Here is a 20,696-nt window from a genome sequence, read left to right on the forward strand (position 1 = left end):
ACGACGCTCTTCCGATCTTAGCTCTTGATCATGAAGTAGTTGCGTAGCAAATTAACATAAACAAGAGATCTCTCCTATCGAGATGACGGAAGTACARCAATTCTGTCTTCATGATGCCAAAAAAGCTTTCGGCCAAGGCATTATCTAAGCAGTTTCCTTTTCTGGACAGACAGAGCTTTGAAACTGCGGAAGAATATCTCGAAAGCTTCATATAACATTTTCTCTATCATCTGCATAWTTGGACTTATTTTTCATTCTGACCAAGGCTGGCAATATCAACATTCCGAWYWTAGCTATGACTTCCCCATTGAACAGGTCAATTATAGGAGACAAGTAAATCTTCTCCCCTTTAATGTTCATTTGGGTGACGTCCGTAGCCCATTTTGAAGTGAACCCTCTTTTTTATACATTCATCTTTCTTGTAGACTTCTTTCCTGTACTTCCGTCATCTCGATAGGAGAGATCTCTTGTTTATGTTAATTTGCTACGCAACTACTTCATGATCAAGAGATCTCTCCTATCGAGACGACGGGCTGACGGTTACGAATGCTTAAAACCTTCCTGCCAGTGAAATTCCATATGTTTTCGGGTTACCCAAATGGGCAGCACCGAAATCATAAACATAATCTAAATAGGTTTTATCACTCAGATTTCTTCCCCAGAAAAACAAGTCAAATCTCTTATTAGAAACACCAACTTTTGCATTGAACAAATGATAGCCCTTTTGCTCAAACCGGTTTTGAAGGTCAAAAAACTGATCTCCTGTGTATGCCCACTCACCTCGTGCAATTAAATTCAGTTTATTAAGATTTTCAACCTGATAGCTGTACTGTAATGCAAGCATAGAAGTCATCTCCGGCGTGTAGATCTGTTTGTTGCCATCAAAATTCACAACCTCCTTATCTACCGGCAAACTCAATGATTTATATTTTGCATCAGTATAGCCAAAGTTATAATCAACGCTTAGTCCTTTAACAGGTCTTGCCGAAAGCTCAACCTCAACACCTTTGCTACTTAATTTTCCTGCATTTCTGGTTATTGTTATCGCATCTGGCAAGATCAGCACAGGAATTTGCGCATCAGTAAGCCTTACGTAAAAAGCAGCAACATTAACACTTAAGCGCTGATCGAAAAACGTATTTTTAGATCCAAATTCTAGATTATTACCATATTCTGGCTTGTAGGCCACTAAAGGCTTTGCAGTTCTGTCGGAGCCGATCTGAGTTAGACCGCCAGCACGGAAACCTCGGCTGTAAGTTGCATAAAAACTATGATCAGGTACAAACGAATAAGCAAGACTAACCTTAGGAGATAACGCCTTAAAACTAGCTGTGGCACTGGTATCTTTTTGCTCAACTATAGGTTGCGTCTCTCCAGGCATTAACATCTCGCCGTATACACCTTGTTTTTTATGTTCATAGTCATAACGTAAACCTGCAGTTACCGACAACTCATCAGTTATTGCATAGCTAACCTGACCAAAGGCAGCTAAGCCAAAACTTTTTCCATTGTTAACACTTAAGATACTAAGGCCTGGTAAAGATTCAACCAATTCTGCATCTTCACCAAAAGACAAGCCCTGTTTTACAGGATTTTTCTGATAGAAGCCATAAACACCTCCTACCCATTTAAACCTTGAATCAGATGACGAAGGGGAGCTGAACTTAAACTCCTGAGTTAATACCTGTATCTTATTCCAGTCCTTCCCATAGTTATTGATAAGAGAAATTCCATCGATCGGCGAAAAATCACTGTCTATCGGTTTATCATAATACCTGTAGTTAGACTGATAAGCACTTTGAGAGGTAAAATTAAAACCATCACCAGCATAATTTGCAGACAATGAAGCGTTAAGCAGATTATCAAACATCGTGGTTAACGTATTCTGGTTTACTTTAAAAGGATTACTTAATGCACCTTCAACAGAAGCCACTAATGGAAATGTTCCATCATTACGATTCTCATTATGCTTTACATTTAAAGTTAAATCAAACTTTGAGCTGCCCTGAAATTTCAGATAATAATTGCCCAGGTAGCCATGTAAACGATCATATTTTTTATTGTTAAACTCATTGGTATAAAACCCACTTTGCCTGTTAACCAGACCTGCCGCACCAAAAAATAACTTATCCTTAATTAAGGCAGTTCTGATACCTGCGCTATAACGCTGCTGACCATAATTCCCAATATCAACACCAGCAAAACCGGTTGTATAATTTGCAGGCTTTTTGGTGATAATGTTAATTACCCCACCCATTGCATTTCTGCCATACAAAGTGCCCTGGGGGCCACGCAATACTTCTATCCTTTCCACATCAAACAGAGAAGAAATATAGGTATCCAATCCAAATTGATTTACACCATCAATATAAGTGGCTACAGCCGGATCGTAAGAAGTTGTAGTAATACCCCTTATTGAGGTTACATTCCTTCCATCACCGGGGTTACTGCTATAAAGATTTGGAACAATAGCCGACAAGTCTCTTGTGTTCTGTATCCTGTAATCATTCACTTTTACTGATGAAAAAACAGATATACTGGAGGGTATATTCTGAACATTTTCTTCTGTTTTCTGTGCAGAAACAATTACTTCGTCCAATTTCAACCCGGCATCTTCTAAAGTAATATTCAGGCTCTTGCTATCATCGGTTACCAGTTTATTTATTGCTGCATAACCCACCGCAGTAAACCTTAAACTTACTTTACCCGGAGGAACATTAACAAGCTCAAAAGCACCTGTCAAATCTGTAACCGTACTTATATTTGTATTTAATACCTGTACTGTTACTGCATCAACAGGAACTCCCTTAGCATCTTTAACCGTTCCTGAAATCTTATTCTGTTGTGCACTCGCTGCAAAACAGATGAAAATGCTTAAACACAAGCACGCTATTATTCTATTCATTGTATTATTATTAATTGGAAACAGCCTCAAAAGCAGTGCTGAAATCCTGAATAAGATCTTCTGTATCTTCAATACCAACAGACACTCTAACCATAGAGTCAGGAATTCCCATTTCATCACGTCTTTCTTTACCTAATTCGAAGAATATGGTATGCGCAACCGGAATAGCAAGTGTGCGGGTATCACCAAGGTTGCTTGATTTGATAACCAGTTTAAGCTCATTCAGGAACTTAAAGCAATCAATACCATCAACAAGTGCAAAACTCAGTAATCCGCCATAGCGATGAAACAAACTTGAAGCAAGCTCATGCTGAGGGTGACTTTTCAGACCGGGATAATAAACTTTACTGATTAAGGGGTGGTTATCAAGAAACGTTGCAAGTGTAGCCGCATTACTGCAGGCACGATCAAGTCTTAAAGCAATAGTTTCAGAACCTACAGAAATACTGTGTGCTGCTTCAGGAGCAAGCGTACCACCGCCATCACGTAGGCCTCTTTTTCTTATTTGCGTCATTCCCTGCATTTCCGGACGGATCTGCTCGCGGATTATTGGTGCAATGTTAGGGAAGCTAAGCCAATCGAATAGGCCCGTGTCAGTCACACTGCCACCTAATGCATTACCATGACCGCCAATATATTTTGTTAAAGAGTTAATGATAAGACTAGCCTTTACTGCAACCGGACGGAACAAGTAAGGTGAGGTCATTGTATTATCTACTACATAGATCAATTTTTTGTCCTCGCAAAAATCGCCAATAGCACCTAGATCTGATATTTGAGTAGCGGGGTTTGCAATGGTTTCTACAAACACCATTCTGGTATTTTCCTGATAGGCATTTTTAATATTCTGAACATCTGTTGCATCAACAAAAGAGATGCTCAGACCCATGTCCATATAGGTCTGCATAATACTTCTGGTATTACCAAAAAGGTATGAACTTGCAATAATATGGTCGCCTGCCTTTATTAAAGCCAGTATTGTTGAAGAAATGGCAGCCATTCCCGTAGCAAAAGAAACAGTAGCAAGACCCTGTTCCATTTGTGTTACTTTATGCTCAAGTGCTGTTGTTGTTGGATTNCSMKGACRRRAAWWWGNATAACCCTTTGTTTTGTTTTGAAAAACATTTACCAGGCCCTGGACATCATCGTATCCCCAGGTTACTGCGTTATGAACAGGTTGATGTAATGCACCGAATTCTGGTTTCAAAAGACGGTCTGAATGAAGTATGGTGGTTGTAAATCCTTTTTTATCGCTCATTTAAACTTAATTTATTCAAGAAAACAAACTTCCATCTTTTATTTTAAAAAAAAGACGTTTTGCATAGGAAATCTGAAATATTACCAGCCTATTATCAGAATGGTTACTTTTACCATTAAATCTAAAACACACAATGAAACCATCTTTAGTACTTATTTTCATCTTATTCCTGATAACAGGAGTTAGCGCTCAACAAATTAAATACGGTACCGGAAACGACAGTTGGAATCCGGACTCTCTGGGGAACCATAGAGCTGTGCTAACGGTAAGCGCCGCTGGAAATGTAGCAAAAGCAACTATCGAATGGCGAAGAAGAGACACCCATCCCGAGCTTAAAGACATCTGGGTGGTTGATGCAAAAACCAACAGCAAAATCACAAATGTAAAGGCTGCAAACATCAGCAGAGAACAAGGGACTATCTATTTTGAGCCAACCTCGGGAGCCGGCACTTATTATGTTTATTACATGCCATACCAGGTAGAAGGGCGTTCAAATTATCCAAATGCTCAGTATAGAAAAGCTCCGACGGCCGAGAACCAGTGGTCAAAATCAACCGCAAATGCTGTACCCGCCAAACTTGTACGCATAGAGGCCATCAATGCAATGAGCAGTTTCTATCCTATGGAAGTAATTGCAACCGCAGCAGAAACTAAAAACCTGATTAAACAACATCCGCAAAAAGACTACCTTGTTTTTACTGAAGACAGGGTTAACCCAATAAAAATGCAGAACGATCTGCCTCAGTTATGGATCACAAAAGGAGTAAAGAACTCTTTCTCCGGAACAGTTTCTAAAGGAGAAAACTACACCTATCAGCTTGGTATTTATCCGGTAAAAAAAGATATAAACGATGTTAAAGTTACTTTTAGTGATCTAAAAAATAAAGCAGGCAAAGCCATTTCTGCAAAAGCTTTTTCATGTTTAAATACCGATGGAGTTAACTGGGATGGCAGCCCGTTACATAAAACTGTCAACGTAGCCAAAAACAAAGTTCAGGCACTATGGATACTTGCTGATATCCCTTTAGACATTGATGCAGGCACATATACAGGTACAGCAACTGTTAGCGCCAAAGGCTCAGCCAGCACTACCATCCATATTACGCTAACAGTAAACAACACTGTTCTGGCAGATGGGGGTATAAATGAACCGCAAAAGCAAACCCGGCTTAAATGGCTAAACTCAACAATGGCAGAGAAGAATGAGATTATTGCCCCTTACATTCCTCTTGTTATAAATGACAAAACCATTTCTCTGCTTGGCAGAAAGTTCACCATAAATCAGGACGGTTTACCTGCTCGGATACAAACTTTTTTTACACCGGAAATGACAGAATTATCGGCCACTCCAAAAAACATTCTTACTGAGCCCGTTCATTTTCATGTAACAAGACCAAACCATAAGGATATTAAATTTAAAACTTCCGAAATTACCTTTACAGATAAACAACCGGGTATTGCAAAGTGGACTTCAAAAAGCACATCCGACAGTTTAAACATGGAGGTAAATGCCTCACTCGAGTTTGATGGTTTTGCATCGTACACAGTTAAATTCATTGCAGTAAGTGATATAAAACTGAGCAACATTAGCTTGCACATTCCCTTCACTCCTACAGCGGCTAAATATTTGATGGGCCTTGGTCAAAAAGGCGGTTATCGCCCGGACTCTTTAAACTGGAAATGGGATGTTGCCAACAAAAACCAGGATGGTGCCTGGATAGGCGATGTAAACGCAGGTTTACAATATTCATTAAGAGACAATCATTATGTTCGTCCTTTAAATACAAACTTCTATTTACAGAAACCTTTATTACTGCCAACATCATGGGGTAACGATGGTAAAGGGGGTATTAAGATTGCAAAAAAAGGGCAGGCAATTCTGGCCGATAATTACAGCGGAGAACGCCTGATGAAAAAGGGCGATACACTATATTACAACTTCACATTGTTAATTACCCCTTTCCACCCAATCAATACTGACTTTCAGTGGAGCAACCGCTTTTATCATAAATACAACGATCTGGATACCATTAAAGCAACAGGCGCAACACTAATAAACATACACCACGCCACTCCTATTAATCCATTCATCAATTATCCTTTTATTGCCCACAAGGAAATGAAAACCTATATTGATGAAGCACATTCAAAGGGGCTTAAGGTTAAAATTTACAATACGGTTCGCGAATTATCGAACAGTGCTTACGAGACATTTCCACTGCGCAGCTTAGGTCACGAAATCTACTCGCCCGGTAAAGGCGGCGGCTATTCATGGCTACAGGAACACCTTGGTGAAGATTACATAGCGGCATGGTATGTACCCGAAATAAAAGATGCAGCCGTTGTTAATAGTGGAATGAGCCGCTGGCATAACTATTATGTTGAAGGCATGAACTGGCTAGTTAACAATGTTGGTATAGACGGGCTTTATCTGGACGATGTAGCTTTCGACAGAACTACAATGAAACGTGTAAAAAGTGTACTTACTCAAAATGGACACCCAGGCATTATAGACCTGCACTCGGCAAACCAATACAATAAAAGTGATGGTTTTAACAACAGCGCAAACCTATATATGGAGCATTTCCCTTATCTAAACCGCTTATGGTTTGGTGAGTATTTCGACTACGAAAAAAGTACTCCTGATTTCTTTTTAACAGAATCTTCGGGTATACCTTTCGGACTAATGGGCGAAATGCTGCAAGACGGTGGTAACGCATGGCGCGGAATGGTTTACGGAATGACTAACCGCATGCCATGGAGCGATGGTGCAGACCCTCGTGCAGTATGGAAAGCATGGGACGATTTTGGAATGCAGGGCACTAAAATGATCGGCTATTGGGTAGAAAACAATCCGGTTAAAACCAACAATCCCGATGTATTGGCAACCATTTACAAGAAAGATAAAAGCGTGCTGATAGCACTTGCAAGCTGGGCTAAAGAGAATACAAAAATAAAACTAAGCATAGACTGGAAAGCGTTGGGAATTGACCCGGCAAAGGCTACAATCACTGCCCCGGAGATTAAGAACTTTCAACCCTCAAAAACCTTTGCCGCTGCTGATGAGATCCCGGTAACAAAAAACAAAGGCTGGATGATTGTTGTTAAAGAAAATTAACTTGTAACATTGCACAACAATTTTTAACAGAACATGAGATTTAAACCATTTGCTTTTATTATTAATATTGCTATTCCTTTAGCTATGGGTGCTATCGGCGCATGGTTTACTTCTCAATATGTTAAAACATGGTATGTAACCCTAAACAAACCCTCTTTTAACCCACCAAACTGGGTATTTGCACCGGTATGGACTACTCTTTTTATTTTAATGGGAATTGCTGCCTACCTGGTTTGGTTAAAAAGAGAGCAAGTTCAATATTTCACACGTACAGTGGCCATATACCTCATACAGCTTGTGTTGAATGTAATGTGGTCGTTCCTGTTCTTTTATGCCCACGAAATTGGACTGGCACTTTTTGAAATCATTGCCCTGCTGCTTGTCATCATTATAAATGCAATGGTATTCTATAAAATTGACAAAACTGCAGGTTTACTATTCATCCCATATATTTTATGGGTCGGCTTTGCTACAATTTTAACGTACAGCATATTTTCGTTAAACTGATTAATCAGATCGCCATTATGAAATAAAACTCCTATTTTTATGAGCCATGCTTATAAAAAGATTACTCTTCCTTTTTCTATTTATAACCGCATTAAATGTAAATGCGCAAAAGGTTGGCTTGGTACTGAGTGGCGGTGGGGCCAAGGGGCTTGCCCACATAGGCATATTAAAAGCACTCGAAGAAAACAATATTCCTATTGACTACATTACCGGAACTTCTATGGGTGGTATTGTTGGTGCAATGTATGCAGCGGGCTATTCGCCAACCGAAATAGAGAAAATAGCTTTAAGCAGCAATTTTCAGGATTGGGTAAGCGGAAGATTCAAGAGCGATTACAGCTTCTTCTTCCAGAAGAAAAACATTAACCCCTCAATAATTACAGCAAAGCTCTCTGTCGACTCTAATTTAAGGTTTAATTTCAGATCTAATCTGGTAAATGACATCCCCTTAAACTTCGCCCTGTTAGAGCTCTTTGCTCAGGCATCTGCTATTTCAAAAGATAATTTCGACAATCTGTTTGTTCCTTACCGCTGCATGGTATCTGACGTGTTGTCGCAAAATAGCATAACTGTAAAAAAAGGCAGTTTAGCTGATGCCGTCAGAGCAACCATGACTGTTCCATTGATCTACCGCCCTATAAAACTAGACGACAAGTATGTTTTTGATGGCGGTCTTTATAATAATTTTCCGGCCGATGTCATGAAGGAAACCTTTAATCCAGATGTAATTATTGGTTCTAATGTGTCTTCGAAAAACTTCAATGAATATCCTAAAAACAATGATGAGCGGTTAATGAACCGCCTGATGGTTTTTATGTTTCTTTCTAAATCAGACTCTACCCTTATTGGCCCAAACGGTATTTATATCCAGCCAAACCTAAGGGGGTATACTTCAACCAATTTCAACCCGGTAGAGGAACTGATAAAACAAGGCTATGATGCAACTATTGCCGACATGGACCAGATTAAGAAAAAGATAAGCAGACGGATAACCACCGGAGATCTGATGATTAAAAGAACTCAGTTCAACAATAAAAAACCTAATCTGCTTTTTAGTGGTGTAACCGTATCTGGAGTAAATGCTCAGCAGAAAAAATACATCGAGCGCCTTTTCAAAAGAGATCAGAACACCTTTGATCTTGATGACATTAAACAAGGTTATTACAAGCTGGTAGCAGATGAAACCTTTGAAACCATTTATCCCAAAATCACCTACAACCCGGTTTCTGACAGCTATAATTTTGAAATTGTGGCCAAACCACAAAAAAACTTTAAAATTGACTTTGGAGGGAACATATCCACCCGACCAATCAGTAATGTATTTCTTGGAATGCAGTACAACTATCTAAACCAGAAATCGTATACATTTGGCACTAACTTATATTCAGGTCGTTTTTATGAATCTATACAAGTAAATGGAAGAATAGATTATCCTTCTCGATTACCATTATTCCTTGCTATGGAAATGACCTATAATCACTTTGACTACTACAAAACCAGCTCCATTTTTATTGAAAACCCTCACCCTACATATATTGAGCAGACAGATAGAAAAATAGATTTAAAGATTGGATTTCCGCTAAACCGGAATACCAAAGTAACCCTGAATACTGCCTTTATTAACAATTACGATGGGTATAGTCCGAATAATACCTTTGAAATAGGCAATAAATTAGACAAAACTGTGTTCAATGCTTCCAGATCTACCTTTGCTTTTGAACAGTACACCTTTAATCGTAAGCAATACGCCAGTAAAGGCCGTAACTTCCTGTTAAGTCTAAATTATTTTGCAGGGAGAGAGAGTTACACACCAGGAAACATTACCGACGGCTTAACAGAATCTGCGGAGCTTGCAGCAAGCAAAACCAAAGTAGACAGAAAATACCGACAATGGTTCAATTTAAAGGTTAGTGATGAAAACTACTTCTTCGCAAAACGCAAATATTCTTTGGGCTACCTACTCGAAGCGGTGATTTCAAACCAGCCTTTATTTTCTAATTACTACTCTACCATACTTGCTTCACCCGCATTTTATCCATTGCAAGACAGCAGATCTGTGTTTTTAGAAAACTTTAGGGCCACCAGCTACTTTGCAGGAGGAATTAAAAACGTATACAGCATTAAAAGAAATCTTGACTTAAGGGTTGAGGGTTATGTATTTTTGCCATATCAGAAATTTGAGAAGGTAGGCTTCCAGGGAATAGACCGTATGAAACCGCTTACCAAATGGCAGTATGCTGCCACTGCAGGCCTGGTGTACCATACCCCGGTTGGCCCTATAAGCTTTAGTTATAATTTATATGATGACCCGATAAAAAGAAACGGGGTTTTACTACATTTGGGGTATCTAATTTACAATAAACGATCTATAGAATGAGAAGAATATATTTGTTGATAGTGCTGTTGGTAATGTGTGTTTCCGGCTTTGCTCAAAATGCAGACATCAATAATTTTATAGTTAAAGAGAGCCTGCTCAAAAACAGCAAGCTTGCCATTATAGCAGCTGATTCTTTAGACATACCTATAGAAAAGATTAATGGCACTTATACTTTTAGTGTAAGCGGTTTTACTCAGCCTATTAAATTTAATGGAGGTGTTGGTGTGCTACCATTGCAATTGGAACGCTCGGCCTTTGTGTATATCAAACATCAGAACGACACTGGCACACATAGCAAACTTTTATATGTTCATAAAAAGGAAGGCACTTTAACTCCTTATGTGATAAACAGTATGTGGCTGATATTATTCCCTGCACTGATCATCTTTTTGGCTTTCGCATTTAGGAAGTTCATTATAGCCGCAGTGATTATCCTTTTAATATTCATCTATTTTAATCACAGCAACGGTTTAAATCTGTCTACTTTCTTCGAGACTATATTTGACGGCTTAAAGCGAATGTTTTAAGCAGAGTACTTAAAAAGGCATCCCTATACCAAAATTGTATTGCACAAAGCGATACCTTTCCGGACTATGGGTAAGGTAATAATCGTCTTTAAACTTCTTATTCCCGGTAAAGAACCGTTTGAACATCCATTGATCGGAACCTTCAAACTGCGGATCTTTAAGTTTTAACCCCACATCAAACCTAAATACAAAGTACTGCACATCGTACCTGAAACCCATACCTGTACCCAAAGCAATTTGACTGCCCAGTTTTTTGAAATCGAAATAGGTTGATGGGGTACCGGTTCTGGTCACATTCCATACGTTACCGGCATCTAAAAATACAGCACCTTTCAATTTGGCTCCAAAAAACTTATTCAGTAGCTTATACCTGTATTCTAAATTCGCCTCAATATGTAGCTCGCCAAGCTGATCAAGGCCATACAAAGCCCTTCTTGCAGTATCAGAGTCAAGCGCCTTACCTCTGTCATAATTTGCAGGACCGAGGGTTCTGGCTTGCCAAGCTCTGATGCCACTTGACCCACCTGCGAAGAACAATTTCTCGAACGGCACAGATTTAGAGTTCCCATAAGCATAGCCAATTCCGCTATTTAAACGGGCAACAAACTGTTTCTCTCCTCCAAGGCTTTTATACCAGCGTACATCTACCTCTGGCCGCATATATTGATTAAATGGCAGGCCGAATATTGTGGCATACTTATCTTGCGAAAGAATAGGTTTATCACCTGCAATACTAGTTGCCAACTGTAACATATTACCCGCTAAATCCATGCTTCCTCTAAAATAAATAAAGCTTCCGTTTGTCAGCAGTTTATCGGCATTTAGGGAATAAGTGTATTTAATACCAAGCGTGATGTCCCTTCTATCTAACAATAAAAGATTATAAAAATTCTTAAGCAATTCAGCTTGATTATTTGGATCATCAACATCGAAAAGGAGTCCTCCAAACCTATACTCAAAATTTAAAGGAGTAACAGAATGGTATTTGGATTTCGATTCCACAAACTCATAAGTTAGTGAGCTAAGAAAAACATGACGTTCAAAAAAGCTTTTTTGCTGCGCATATACATAACTGGTAGAGAATATGGTATGTGGCATACCACCCCTTCTTCCCGGTCTGGCAGTAATAAAAGGCAACATTAACCTTGGAACGGTCAGGTTAGCACTAATTGAAAAATCGCGCTGATAAATATCCTTGAATAAAGAATTCCCCTGCCCAATTCTGGATTGCAGTCCTCCTTTAACCTGAAATTCAAATCGCTCCGCTCCACGAAACATGTTGTTGTTTGTATACGTATTTGATAAGTTGAAGCCAACAGTACCTGCATTAAAAGGTACCTCTCCCTCTACCCTGTTGCTCATTATTTTTTGAGGGATTAACTGGATAACCGGGAACACCTTATTGAGGCTATCCTTTGGTCTGTTATAATCTATCTTAACATTTTTAAAAACGTTAAGCTCATACATACGATCGTAGGTAAGGTTCTCATTGTAAATATTGTAAATCTCGCCCTGATGAAGAAAGTTATACCGAACAATAGGATTCCTTCTAAACTTTTTAGAGAGATCGGTATACCTTAAACCCCTAAAAACCTTATCGTTCATGTTAAGTGTATCCGGAAAACCATCTGCATTTGGAGCAATAATTACGTTGGCCTCACCAATGTAAAATTGCTCATGTTTGGACTTGTCCTGGGGATTATCTATAATCAAGGTAACATTAGCCCTGCTGGAATTTAAGTTCGAATCGACCTCATATTTTATGTAAGGCCTTGCGAAATCGAAATAGCCTTTTTCTTTCATCACCGTATAGATCCGATCACGTTCATGGGCTAAAGAATCGTCATCATACCGCATTCCCTCTTTTAGGAAATTCTCAGCAGTCCGACTTTCCATGTAAAATTTATTAACAAGTTCGTCAGGGATTTCATACTTTATTTTATTGACATGAAAAGCAGGACCTGGACTTGCTTTAAAAAATACTTCTGCACGTTTCTTTTTAACCTTTATCTCTGATTTCACTTTCGCCTTAAAATACCCCTTACTCATCAAAAACTTTTCTATCTGACTACGCGAGATTTCAACTAATGCACTGTCAAGAATTGGAGGCGGCGTACCAAGCGGCTTTATATTGGTAGTTTTATAACGACCATCTTTGGTATTGAACATGTTATAAATAATAACATTGATACCAATTGTTGATGTGGGTCTGATATCTTTTTGAATATAATTGAGCGCTTCTTCCTCAAAAGCTTTATCTATGCTGTCTATTTCTACATTTTTAACAATAGATTGGTAGTCCGCAATATATTTTGTTGAGGAGCATCCCGTAACAAAAACAAGAATAAATAGTAATATTGCATGAAAATGGACATTCCTTTTATTATTATAGTATGCTTTCAAAATCTCAGATAGGGTTTATAAAATCGTTACATCAAAAAAAGTACCGTAAAGAAAATGGGATATTTATTATTGAAGGTATAAAATCTATTGTAGAGTTTATTCAATCTTCATACCAAATACACAGCATTTATTATCTGGCTCAATATCAGTCTTTACTGCCCAATTTGCCTGCAAATATAAAGTTATTTGAAATAAACAACGCCGAACTGGATAAGATTAGTACTTTACAAACTCCGCAAGGTGTACTGGCGCTTGTACACATCCCTAAAAGTCGCAGTTTGGACATTAGTATTCTAAAAGGGTCATTTACTTTGGTGCTTGATGGAGTTCAGGATCCGGGTAATTTGGGTACAATTATTCGCACAGCCGATTGGTTTGGATTTAAACAGATTATATGTTCTAACAACACCGTTGAAATTTATAATCCAAAAACAGTACAGGCTACAATGGGATCTTTGAGCAGGGTAAACGTTTATTACGAAGAGCTTTCTGGATTTTTAAAAGACATTAAAGTACCCGTTTTTGGTGCCGTTCTGAACGGAACGAGTATTTATGAAACAAAATGGGGAAATGAAGGTATCGTGATTTTGGGCAATGAAGGACAAGGGATAACGCCCGAAATCATAAATTTGATTACCAATCCGGTAACAATACCAAGGGTTGGAGAGGCTGAGTCATTGAACGTTGCAATATCGGCAGCAATTCTTTGTGCAGATATTAATAGAAATTTGCAGAAATAAATTGCATAATAAGTATTATTTACTATTTTTGCAGCCTGAATTTCAGTAGGGTCGAGTGGCCGAGTGGCTAGGCAGAGGTCTGCAAAACCTCCTACAGCGGTTCGAATCCGCTCTCGACCTCAAGATTTATAATAAATAAAAAAAGATTAACATGGCAGTTACCAGATTAAAAAGAAAAGACAGAAGAAATAAAACTTTCGCAAAGTTAGATGTGAAAAACTTAAAACTTGCTACTAACATCGAATTGGGTAGCCGTTCACGTCAATCTACAACAGATCAGTTAGCTAAAAACAACGCGGTCTTATTAAAACTTACTGCTAAAGCATAAGTTTCTTTCTACAAGAAATTAGGGCATCTCTGTTTGGCAGAGATGCTTTTTTTATACTTATTTTTTTAACGACTTTTAAACGACTCTAAACGACCTTTATTAGCAATAAGGCTTGCCTTTGCTGTTTTAGGATCCCGCAAAAATCGGGGGAGGAATTACCTTAAGAGCTCTTTACAGATTCTTTTAATTAGCCCCGGGCCTTCGTATATAAAACCTGTATACAATTGGACTAACGAAGCTCCTGCATCAAGCATATCCTGTGCATCTTTAGGAGAATGAATCCCTCCTACTCCAATTATTGGAAACGCTTTGTTTGACTTGGTAGATAAATACCTAACTACCTCAACAGAACGACGTGTTAGTGGCTTACCACTTAAACCGCCCATTTCGCTCTTAAGCGGCTCCGGACTTTGCAAGCTACTTCTATCTATAGTTGTGTTGGTAGCAATTACTCCTGCAATCCCAGTTGTCATTACAATCTCAACAATATCGTCCAATTGTTCATTGGTAAGGTCGGGTGCTATTTTTAACAGAATTGGTCTGCTGACGTCATTCTTATTATTGCGTTGCTGCAAAGTATTTAACAGCTCCATCAATGGCTCTTTTTCTTGTAAAGCCCTTAATCCGGGAGTATTTGGAGAACTTACGTTTACTACAAAATAATCGACTACGTCAAATAAGCGGTCAAAGCATTTTATGTAATCACTTAATGCATCCTCATTAGGGGTATTTTTGTTTTTACCTATGTTACCGCCAACAACGATATCGCTATTCTTACTTTTTAACAGCCTTAACCTTTCAGCAAGTGTATCCACGCCTTTATTGTTAAAACCCATGCGGTTAATAATTGCACTATCCTCTTCCAGACGGAACATTCTAGGCTTATCGTTACCAGGTTGCGGTAAAGGAGTTACAGTACCCACCTCAATAAATCCAAACCCAAGATCACTTAGTGCCTCAATGTATTCACCGTTTTTATCAAAGCCAGCAGCTAAACCTACAGGGTTCTTAAATTTAATACCAAAAACCTCACGCTCAAGCCCTTTAATGTTCACATCAAAGCTTCCTCGGAGGATAGTTTCGCCAAGCGGAAAGTGTTCATGAAACCATTTCAGTCGCTTAACGACGAAATAATGCACTTTTTCGGGGTCAAATTGAAAAAATATAGGCTTAATTAAACGGTACATGGGACGAAGATAGGAATTTGTTTGTATTTTTGCAGCCACATGATTTCGATAAACGACTTAACATTCCTGATAGGCTCCAGAGCCTTATATGACGAGGCAAACTGGCACATTAAACCTGGCGACCGGGTTGGGCTAATTGGTGCCAATGGAACAGGAAAATCTACACTTTTAAAAATAATAGTAGGTGAGTATGCTCCTTCTTCAGGTACTATTTCTATGTCCAAAGACTTAAAAATAGGTTACTTAAACCAGGATTTACTTTCTTACGATTCTCACCATAGTATATTACACGTTGCAATGGAGGCTTTTGAACGCCAGAACCAATTGCACGATGAGATTGAGGTATTACTTAAAAAAATAGAAACAGATTATTCTGAAGAAGTTTTGAATAAACTGAGCGATAAGCAACAGGAATTTGAAGCTTTAGATGGGTATAATATAGAATACAGAGCTAATGAGATTTTAGCAGGTCTGGGTTTTAGTACTCAGGATCAGTTAAGACCACTTAACACCTTTTCCGGAGGCTGGCGTATGCGTGTTATGCTTGCCAAAATTCTATTGCAAACACCTGATATTTTATTACTGGATGAGCCTACTAACCACATGGATTTACCGTCTATTAAATGGTTAGAAACTTATCTTGGAACCTTTGAAGGTGCTATTGTAATTGTTTCTCACGATAGGTATTTCCTGGATAAAGTAGTAAACAAAACTGTTGAATCGCGCAAAGGAAAACTAACTTCTTATGCTGGTAATTACAGTTTCTATCTTGAGGAAAAAGCATTACGTGGTGAAATTCAAAAAGGAGAATTTAAAAATCAACAGGCCAAAATTAAGCAGGAAGAGCGCTTAATTGAGCGTTTTAAGGCGAAGGCTTCTAAAGCTAAAATGGCTCAATCCAGGATGAAAGCTTTGGATAGAATGGAGCGTGTGGAAGATGTGGATGATGATAATCCTACTGTAAACTTCCAGTTTAAGWWSTYRAWWYYRWMTKGNCRYCAYGTAATSMKWWTTSMKGGAGCCACAAAAAGCTATCCTAATGTAGAAATTCTTGAAAATGCAGAGGGTGTAATTGAAAAAGGCGATAAAATTGCTTTGATTGGTGCTAACGGCAAGGGAAAATCGACCCTGCTTAGAATTATAGCGGGTGCCGAAGGCTTTACAGGTAAATGTGAAACAGGTCATAATGTTACTACTACATTTTTTGCACAGCATCAACTGGAGTCATTACACCTTGAAAACACTATTCTTGAGGAGTTACAGGCCTTTGCGCCTAAACATACCGACACAGAATTGCGTGGTATATTAGGGTGTTTCCTTTTCACCGGCGATGATGTGTTCAAAAAAATCCGTGTATTGTCCGGAGGTGAAAAATCGAGAGTTGCTTTAGCCAAATCGCTAACCACTGACTCTAACTTCCTGATCCTGGATGAGCCAACCAACCACCTTGACATACAATCTGTAAACATCCTGATTCAGGCATTGCAGCAATATGAAGGTACTTTTATTGCGGTATCTCACGATAGGTATTTCTTAGACAATGTTGCCAATAAAATTTGGTTCATAGAAGACAGGGACATTAAAGAATATCCAGGCACCTACGCTGAATACGAAGAATGGAATAGCAAAAGACCTCCTGCAAAACCTTCCAGTGTGCCTGTAAGACCTGATAAAGAGGTAAAAGAAGTTAAAAAGGCTTTAGAAGAAAAGCAACCGGCTACTCCAAACAGTTTGCAACAGCTTAAAAAGCTAAATGATCAATTGAAAAAGATTGAAGTTGAGATTGCAACTTTTGAATCTGATGTTAAATCTATAGAAGCTGAGATTGCTGATGAAGCAATTTATTCGGACGCAGGTAAGCTTGCTGAAACAAATAAAAAATATTTAGCCGCCAAGCATAAGCTTGATACTGCCCAAAATACGTGGGAGGACCTCGCTTCTGAAATAATGGAACTAGAAAGTAAATGATAAAACCCGCAGGATTATTTTTTTTGCTGTTGTTAAGTATACAAATTGCTGTTGCACAAAATCAGCAATTTGTATATGAAAACAAGGTGTACCAACCTACAATAAAGACGGTACAATGTTACAACTCGCAAAAAGAACAATCTCTACCGGTAATTGCTTTAAAATCAAATGAACGATTGGTGTTTTCGTTTGATGACCTTAATGCAGGAAGTAAAAATTACTGGTATACGGTTGAACATTGCACTTCAGATTGGAAATCATCCCGCTTATCGACCATAGATTATCTGGAAAGCTTAAGCGAGGATAGAATAACTGACTATAAATATTCATTTGGCACCATCCAAAAGTACACACGCTACCAACTGACTTTACCGAATACTCAGATCAGACCTAAAATTTCGGGTAACTATATTTTAAAGGTGTATGAAGAAGGTAACCAACAAAAACCGGTTATTTCTCAGCAGTTTTATGTGGTAGATAATGTGGTAAATATTGGTGTAGATGTAGTAGCCAGTTCACAGGTGTCACTACGTTTTAGCAACCAGAAGGTCAATTTTACTATTTTACATCAAATGCCTATCCAGAATCCTTATACGGATTTGAAAGCGATAGTGATACAGAATGGAAATCCGCAAACGGCAATTATAAATACAAAACCGAACTTTATTAAGCCTGGCTCATTGGTTTACAACGAAGTAAACAGCAACGATTTTCCGGCAGGTAATGAGTTTAGAAAATTTGATATCCGCAGCTTACGGTATAAAGGCGATAATGTGCAGGAAATTATAAAGGACACAACCACCAGCGTGGTACTTTTTCAAGACGTCAATACCAGCAAAGCGAAATACAGTAATCTGGTTGATGAAAATGGTAGTTTCTTCATCAGAAATAAAGAAGGCAGCGATGACCCAACAGAAGGTGATTATGCAAATGTAATGTTTACTTTGAATGCTGTACCCCCTACCCCTAATGGCGATGTGTACGTTGTTGGTCGCTTTAACAATTACGTTTTAAACGAGGCCAGTAAGCTTAACTTTGAATCTTCGCGTAAGCGTTTTTACGGAAACATATTGCTTAAACAAGGGCTTTATGATTATAAATATGTTTGGTTAAATAAGGATACTGGAAAAATTGACCAGGCGATTTTTGAAGGTTCATTCTTTGAAACTTTAAATACTTATCAGGTATTTGCCTATTATAAAAAACCGGGCATGCGTTGGGAAGAATTAATTGGATACGCCAATGTTGGCAACGTAAAGCGTTAATCAGTTTTTAATACCCAAACTGAAACACTTTTCTCGGCACATAGAAATGCTGCCCATCCTTCTTCATTTACTACCACCTTTTCAGTTACGTTACCAAGTGCATCTATAAGGGTTTTATTGGCATGTTTAACCCCCATTTCCATGTTTTTAATTCCTGCACCACTGTTACTCATAAGCACCGCAATACCAGAACCAGGGTTTTCATCTTCACCTTCTCTTGTCCACCCTATGCAATTTGGATGATCCAGATAATCGCGCTGAACACCATAAGAAAGATCTTTACGAACCGTACACAGCTTTGGTAATTCGAACACAGCGGAAAGCTCTATYWCKACNYTCNTTCCSATYKTRATCTTTATCTTTATAAGCACTACCATAAAGATCGGGATAGAATAAGCAGGGCATCCCCTGCTCACGTAAAAGAATAAGCGCATATGCCAATGGACGGAACCAAGGCGACACAAATGATTCCAATGCCTGCAAAGGCTGTGAATCGTGGTTATCAACAAACGTGATTGATAAGTATGGATTGATCAGCGTAAGCGTTCCTTCAAAAATATTACTAAGGTCGTATGCCTCCTGCTGCTGACTGGCAACATACAAGTTTTGGTGCAATACGGAATCGAAGAGCTTCATGCGGCCTTCGGTAAGTTCAATATAAGATTTAAGATCTTCTACGTTATCAACCACCCAATTCTCGCCTACTATAAAGAAATCCCTTTTAAAGGTATTCTTCATATGATCGATCCATTCGTTTAAAAATTTGTGGGAGATGTGTTTAACGGCGTCCATTCTAAAACCATCCATCCCACAAGTGTTATAGTACCACTCGCCCCATTCCTTCAGTTCTTGCCTTACGGCAGGGTTTCTTGATTCTATATCGTTAAACATCAGGTAATCGTAGTTTCCGTGCTCCTTAGAAGGAACATCTTCCCATCCTTCTCCAAATTCGTTTTGAATTGAAAAAATTCCCTCTTCTTGCAGGTTAGCAGCAAAATCGAGTCCACTGAAACAGCGGTAGTCCCATATAAAACTTGAATATTTACCTTGTCGCCCTGGAAATGTAAATTTAGTCCATGCTTCAATTTCCATAACAGGCGAAATAAATTCTTTACGATTTTGGTCGTTTACCTTCCGCACTTTTATCTTTTCCAGCTCATCTCCACCTGCTTTATGATTTAGTACTACATCTGCAATAGTTGCTATACCGCTTGCTTTTAGTGCCTTAATTGCATTTAAGTATTCTACTTTAGTTCCATATTTGGTAGCCACACAATCTTTCTGATCAAACTCACCAAGGTCGAACAGATCATAGGAATCGTACCCTACAGAAGTATCCCCTGAGGTTGCTTTATAAGCAGGGGGTAACCAAAGGCCTGTAATTCCGAGCTCAACAAATGTTGGCACCTCTTCGGCAACCCTAACCCATAGCTTAACGTCTTCTTGATAATACCAGTGAAAATATTGTATCAGCGTTTGATTTTTCATGCCGTACAACTAAGATACAAAATCATCAAGAAACCCAAAGCTTAGTTAACTCCTTTTATCTGGTAAAAGTGATTATGTTGAATTTTGTTTACTTTTGCCTGAGATGAGTACAAAAGTAAAAAATCCTAAGGATTCCTTCACCATAATGAATGAGTTGGTATTACCCAACGACACTAACACCCTTAATAACTTAATGGGTGGTAGATTATTGCACTGGATGGATATTGCTGCTGCAATATCTGCTCAAAAACACTGCAATAGAATTGTGGTAACAGCTTCTGTAGATAATGTATCATTTAAGCAACCCATAAAACTTGGTGATGTAATTACGATTGAAGCTAAGGTTACGCGTTCATTTAATACTTCTGTTGAGGTTAGACTGGATGTTTGGGCAGAAAATATTCCTTCGGGAAGCAGGGTGAAATCAAATGAGGCTTACTATACTTTTGTAGCTGTTGACCAAAGCGGAAGAACTATTCCTGTTCCGGAATTAAAACCTGAGACTGAGGAAGAAATCGAATTATTTGCCGGGGCTTTAAGAAGAAGACAATTGCGTTTAATATTGAGTGGAAAGATGTTGCCAAATGACGCTGTTGAGTTGAAAGCGCTTTTTTTTAAGGAGTAA

The 20,696-nt window shown here is 38.6% G+C and carries 13 protein-coding genes, 1 tRNA gene and 2 pseudogenes; 10 read left to right on the top strand and 6 right to left on the bottom strand.

Going from position 1 to position 20,696, the window contains the following annotated elements; genetic code table 11:
- Window positions 1-550 precede the first annotated feature (550 nt).
- Window positions 551-2,905 carry a TonB-dependent receptor gene (locus N824_RS20580; protein WP_048907035.1) on the bottom strand — a complete coding sequence of 785 codons (2,355 nt, stop codon included), beginning with the start codon at window positions 2,903-2,905 and terminating at the stop codon, window positions 551-553.
- Between the two features lie 10 nt (window positions 2,906-2,915).
- A pseudogene (locus tag N824_RS20585) lies at window positions 2,916-4,163 on the bottom strand (cystathionine gamma-synthase family protein).
- A gap of 133 nt (window positions 4,164-4,296) precedes the next feature.
- On the opposite strand from N824_RS20585, the gene N824_RS20590 reads away from it, so the two are divergent.
- From N824_RS20590 to N824_RS20605, 4 genes are read left to right on the top strand one after another with little or no spacing between them, the layout of a single operon-like run.
- Window positions 4,297-7,281, top strand: coding sequence for a glycoside hydrolase domain-containing protein (locus N824_RS20590; protein ID WP_048907037.1), 2,985 nt, complete (start codon window positions 4,297-4,299; stop codon window positions 7,279-7,281).
- A 33-nt stretch (window positions 7,282-7,314) separates the two neighbouring features.
- Complete coding sequence (locus tag N824_RS20595) at window positions 7,315-7,788, top strand: TspO/MBR family protein (RefSeq protein WP_048907038.1); 474 nt, start codon at window positions 7,315-7,317, stop codon at window positions 7,786-7,788.
- Between the two features lie 46 nt (window positions 7,789-7,834).
- Complete coding sequence (locus tag N824_RS20600; RefSeq protein WP_048907039.1) at window positions 7,835-10,165, top strand: patatin-like phospholipase family protein; 2,331 nt, start codon at window positions 7,835-7,837, stop codon at window positions 10,163-10,165.
- Window positions 10,162-10,692: a hypothetical protein gene (locus tag N824_RS20605; protein WP_048907040.1), complete on the top strand. Its 531-nt coding sequence runs from the start codon at window positions 10,162-10,164 to the stop codon at window positions 10,690-10,692. Before N824_RS20600 ends, N824_RS20605 begins: the two co-directional genes overlap by 4 nt.
- Before the next feature lie 9 nt (window positions 10,693-10,701).
- Here N824_RS20605 and N824_RS20610 read toward each other — a convergent pair whose 3' ends face one another.
- The gene (locus tag N824_RS20610; protein WP_048907041.1) at window positions 10,702-13,095 is read right to left on the bottom strand and encodes a BamA/TamA family outer membrane protein; all 2,394 of its coding nucleotides are present in this window, start codon (window positions 13,093-13,095) and stop codon (window positions 10,702-10,704) included.
- On the opposite strand from N824_RS20610, the gene N824_RS20615 reads away from it, so the two are divergent.
- The 3 genes from N824_RS20615 (at window position 13,086) to N824_RS20625 (ending at window position 14,163) form a co-directional block, all read left to right on the top strand.
- The gene (locus N824_RS20615; protein ID WP_048907042.1) at window positions 13,086-13,835 is read left to right on the top strand and encodes an RNA methyltransferase; all 750 of its coding nucleotides are present in this window, start codon (window positions 13,086-13,088) and stop codon (window positions 13,833-13,835) included. The two genes, N824_RS20610 and N824_RS20615, sit on opposite strands and share 10 nt — an antisense overlap.
- 49 nt (window positions 13,836-13,884) lie before the next feature.
- Window positions 13,885-13,955 (top strand) — tRNA-Cys (locus tag N824_RS20620).
- A gap of 31 nt (window positions 13,956-13,986) precedes the next feature.
- Complete coding sequence (locus N824_RS20625) at window positions 13,987-14,163, top strand: hypothetical protein (RefSeq protein ID WP_048907043.1); 177 nt, start codon at window positions 13,987-13,989, stop codon at window positions 14,161-14,163.
- Between the two features lie 155 nt (window positions 14,164-14,318).
- Here the strand turns inward: N824_RS20625 and N824_RS20630 are convergent, their stop codons facing one another.
- On the bottom strand, window positions 14,319-15,350 hold the full coding sequence (locus N824_RS20630) for a quinone-dependent dihydroorotate dehydrogenase (protein ID WP_048907250.1): 1,032 nt from the start codon (window positions 15,348-15,350) through the stop codon (window positions 14,319-14,321).
- Window positions 15,351-15,389: 39 nt separating this feature from the next.
- Between N824_RS20630 and N824_RS20635 the strand changes: the two are divergent.
- Together N824_RS20635 and N824_RS20640 are read left to right on the top strand one after the other, a co-directional pair.
- A pseudogene (locus N824_RS20635) lies at window positions 15,390-17,318 on the top strand (ABC-F family ATP-binding cassette domain-containing protein).
- Window positions 17,315-18,583 carry a DUF5103 domain-containing protein gene (locus N824_RS20640; RefSeq protein ID WP_048907045.1) on the top strand — a complete coding sequence of 423 codons (1,269 nt, stop codon included), beginning with the start codon at window positions 17,315-17,317 and terminating at the stop codon, window positions 18,581-18,583. Before N824_RS20635 ends, N824_RS20640 begins: the two are co-directional and overlap by 4 nt.
- Here the strand turns inward: N824_RS20640 and N824_RS34475 are convergent.
- Window positions 18,580-18,897, bottom strand: coding sequence for an alpha-amylase domain-containing protein (locus tag N824_RS34475; RefSeq protein ID WP_235207226.1), 318 nt, complete (start codon window positions 18,895-18,897; stop codon window positions 18,580-18,582). The two genes, N824_RS20640 and N824_RS34475, sit on opposite strands and share 4 nt — an antisense overlap.
- Complete coding sequence (locus tag N824_RS20645) at window positions 18,863-20,071, bottom strand: alpha-amylase (protein WP_235207227.1); 1,209 nt, start codon at window positions 20,069-20,071, stop codon at window positions 18,863-18,865. The genes N824_RS34475 and N824_RS20645 overlap by 35 nt, the downstream gene beginning before the upstream one ends.
- Before the next feature lie 103 nt (window positions 20,072-20,174).
- Between N824_RS20645 and N824_RS20650 the strand changes: the two genes are divergently transcribed.
- Window positions 20,175-20,696 (top strand): acyl-CoA thioesterase, encoded by a 522-nt coding sequence (locus N824_RS20650; protein ID WP_048907046.1) that lies wholly within the window; start codon window positions 20,175-20,177, stop codon window positions 20,694-20,696.

Source organism: Pedobacter sp. V48, from assembly GCF_000523515.1.
Classification (GTDB): domain Bacteria; phylum Bacteroidota; class Bacteroidia; order Sphingobacteriales; family Sphingobacteriaceae; genus Pedobacter.

Bases quoted from the DNA above. Each gene is read 5' to 3' on its own strand.
- N824_RS20600 (WP_048907039.1), top strand. From the start codon at position 7,835: ATGCTTATAAAAAGATTACTCTTCCTTTTTCTATTTATAACCGCATTA.
- N824_RS20580 (WP_048907035.1), bottom strand. From the start codon at position 2,905: ATGAATAGAATAATAGCGTGCTTGTGTTTAAGCATTTTCATCTGTTTT.
- N824_RS20650 (WP_048907046.1), top strand. From the start codon at position 20,175: ATGAGTACAAAAGTAAAAAATCCTAAGGATTCCTTCACCATAATGAAT.
- N824_RS20640 (WP_048907045.1), top strand. From the start codon at position 17,315: ATGATAAAACCCGCAGGATTATTTTTTTTGCTGTTGTTAAGTATACAA.
- N824_RS20595 (WP_048907038.1), top strand. From the start codon at position 7,315: ATGAGATTTAAACCATTTGCTTTTATTATTAATATTGCTATTCCTTTA.
- N824_RS20630 (WP_048907250.1), bottom strand. From the start codon at position 15,350: ATGTACCGTTTAATTAAGCCTATATTTTTTCAATTTGACCCCGAAAAA.
- N824_RS20590 (WP_048907037.1), top strand. From the start codon at position 4,297: ATGAAACCATCTTTAGTACTTATTTTCATCTTATTCCTGATAACAGGA.
- N824_RS20605 (WP_048907040.1), top strand. From the start codon at position 10,162: ATGAGAAGAATATATTTGTTGATAGTGCTGTTGGTAATGTGTGTTTCC.
- N824_RS20615 (WP_048907042.1), top strand. From the start codon at position 13,086: ATGCTTTCAAAATCTCAGATAGGGTTTATAAAATCGTTACATCAAAAA.
- N824_RS20625 (WP_048907043.1), top strand. From the start codon at position 13,987: ATGGCAGTTACCAGATTAAAAAGAAAAGACAGAAGAAATAAAACTTTC.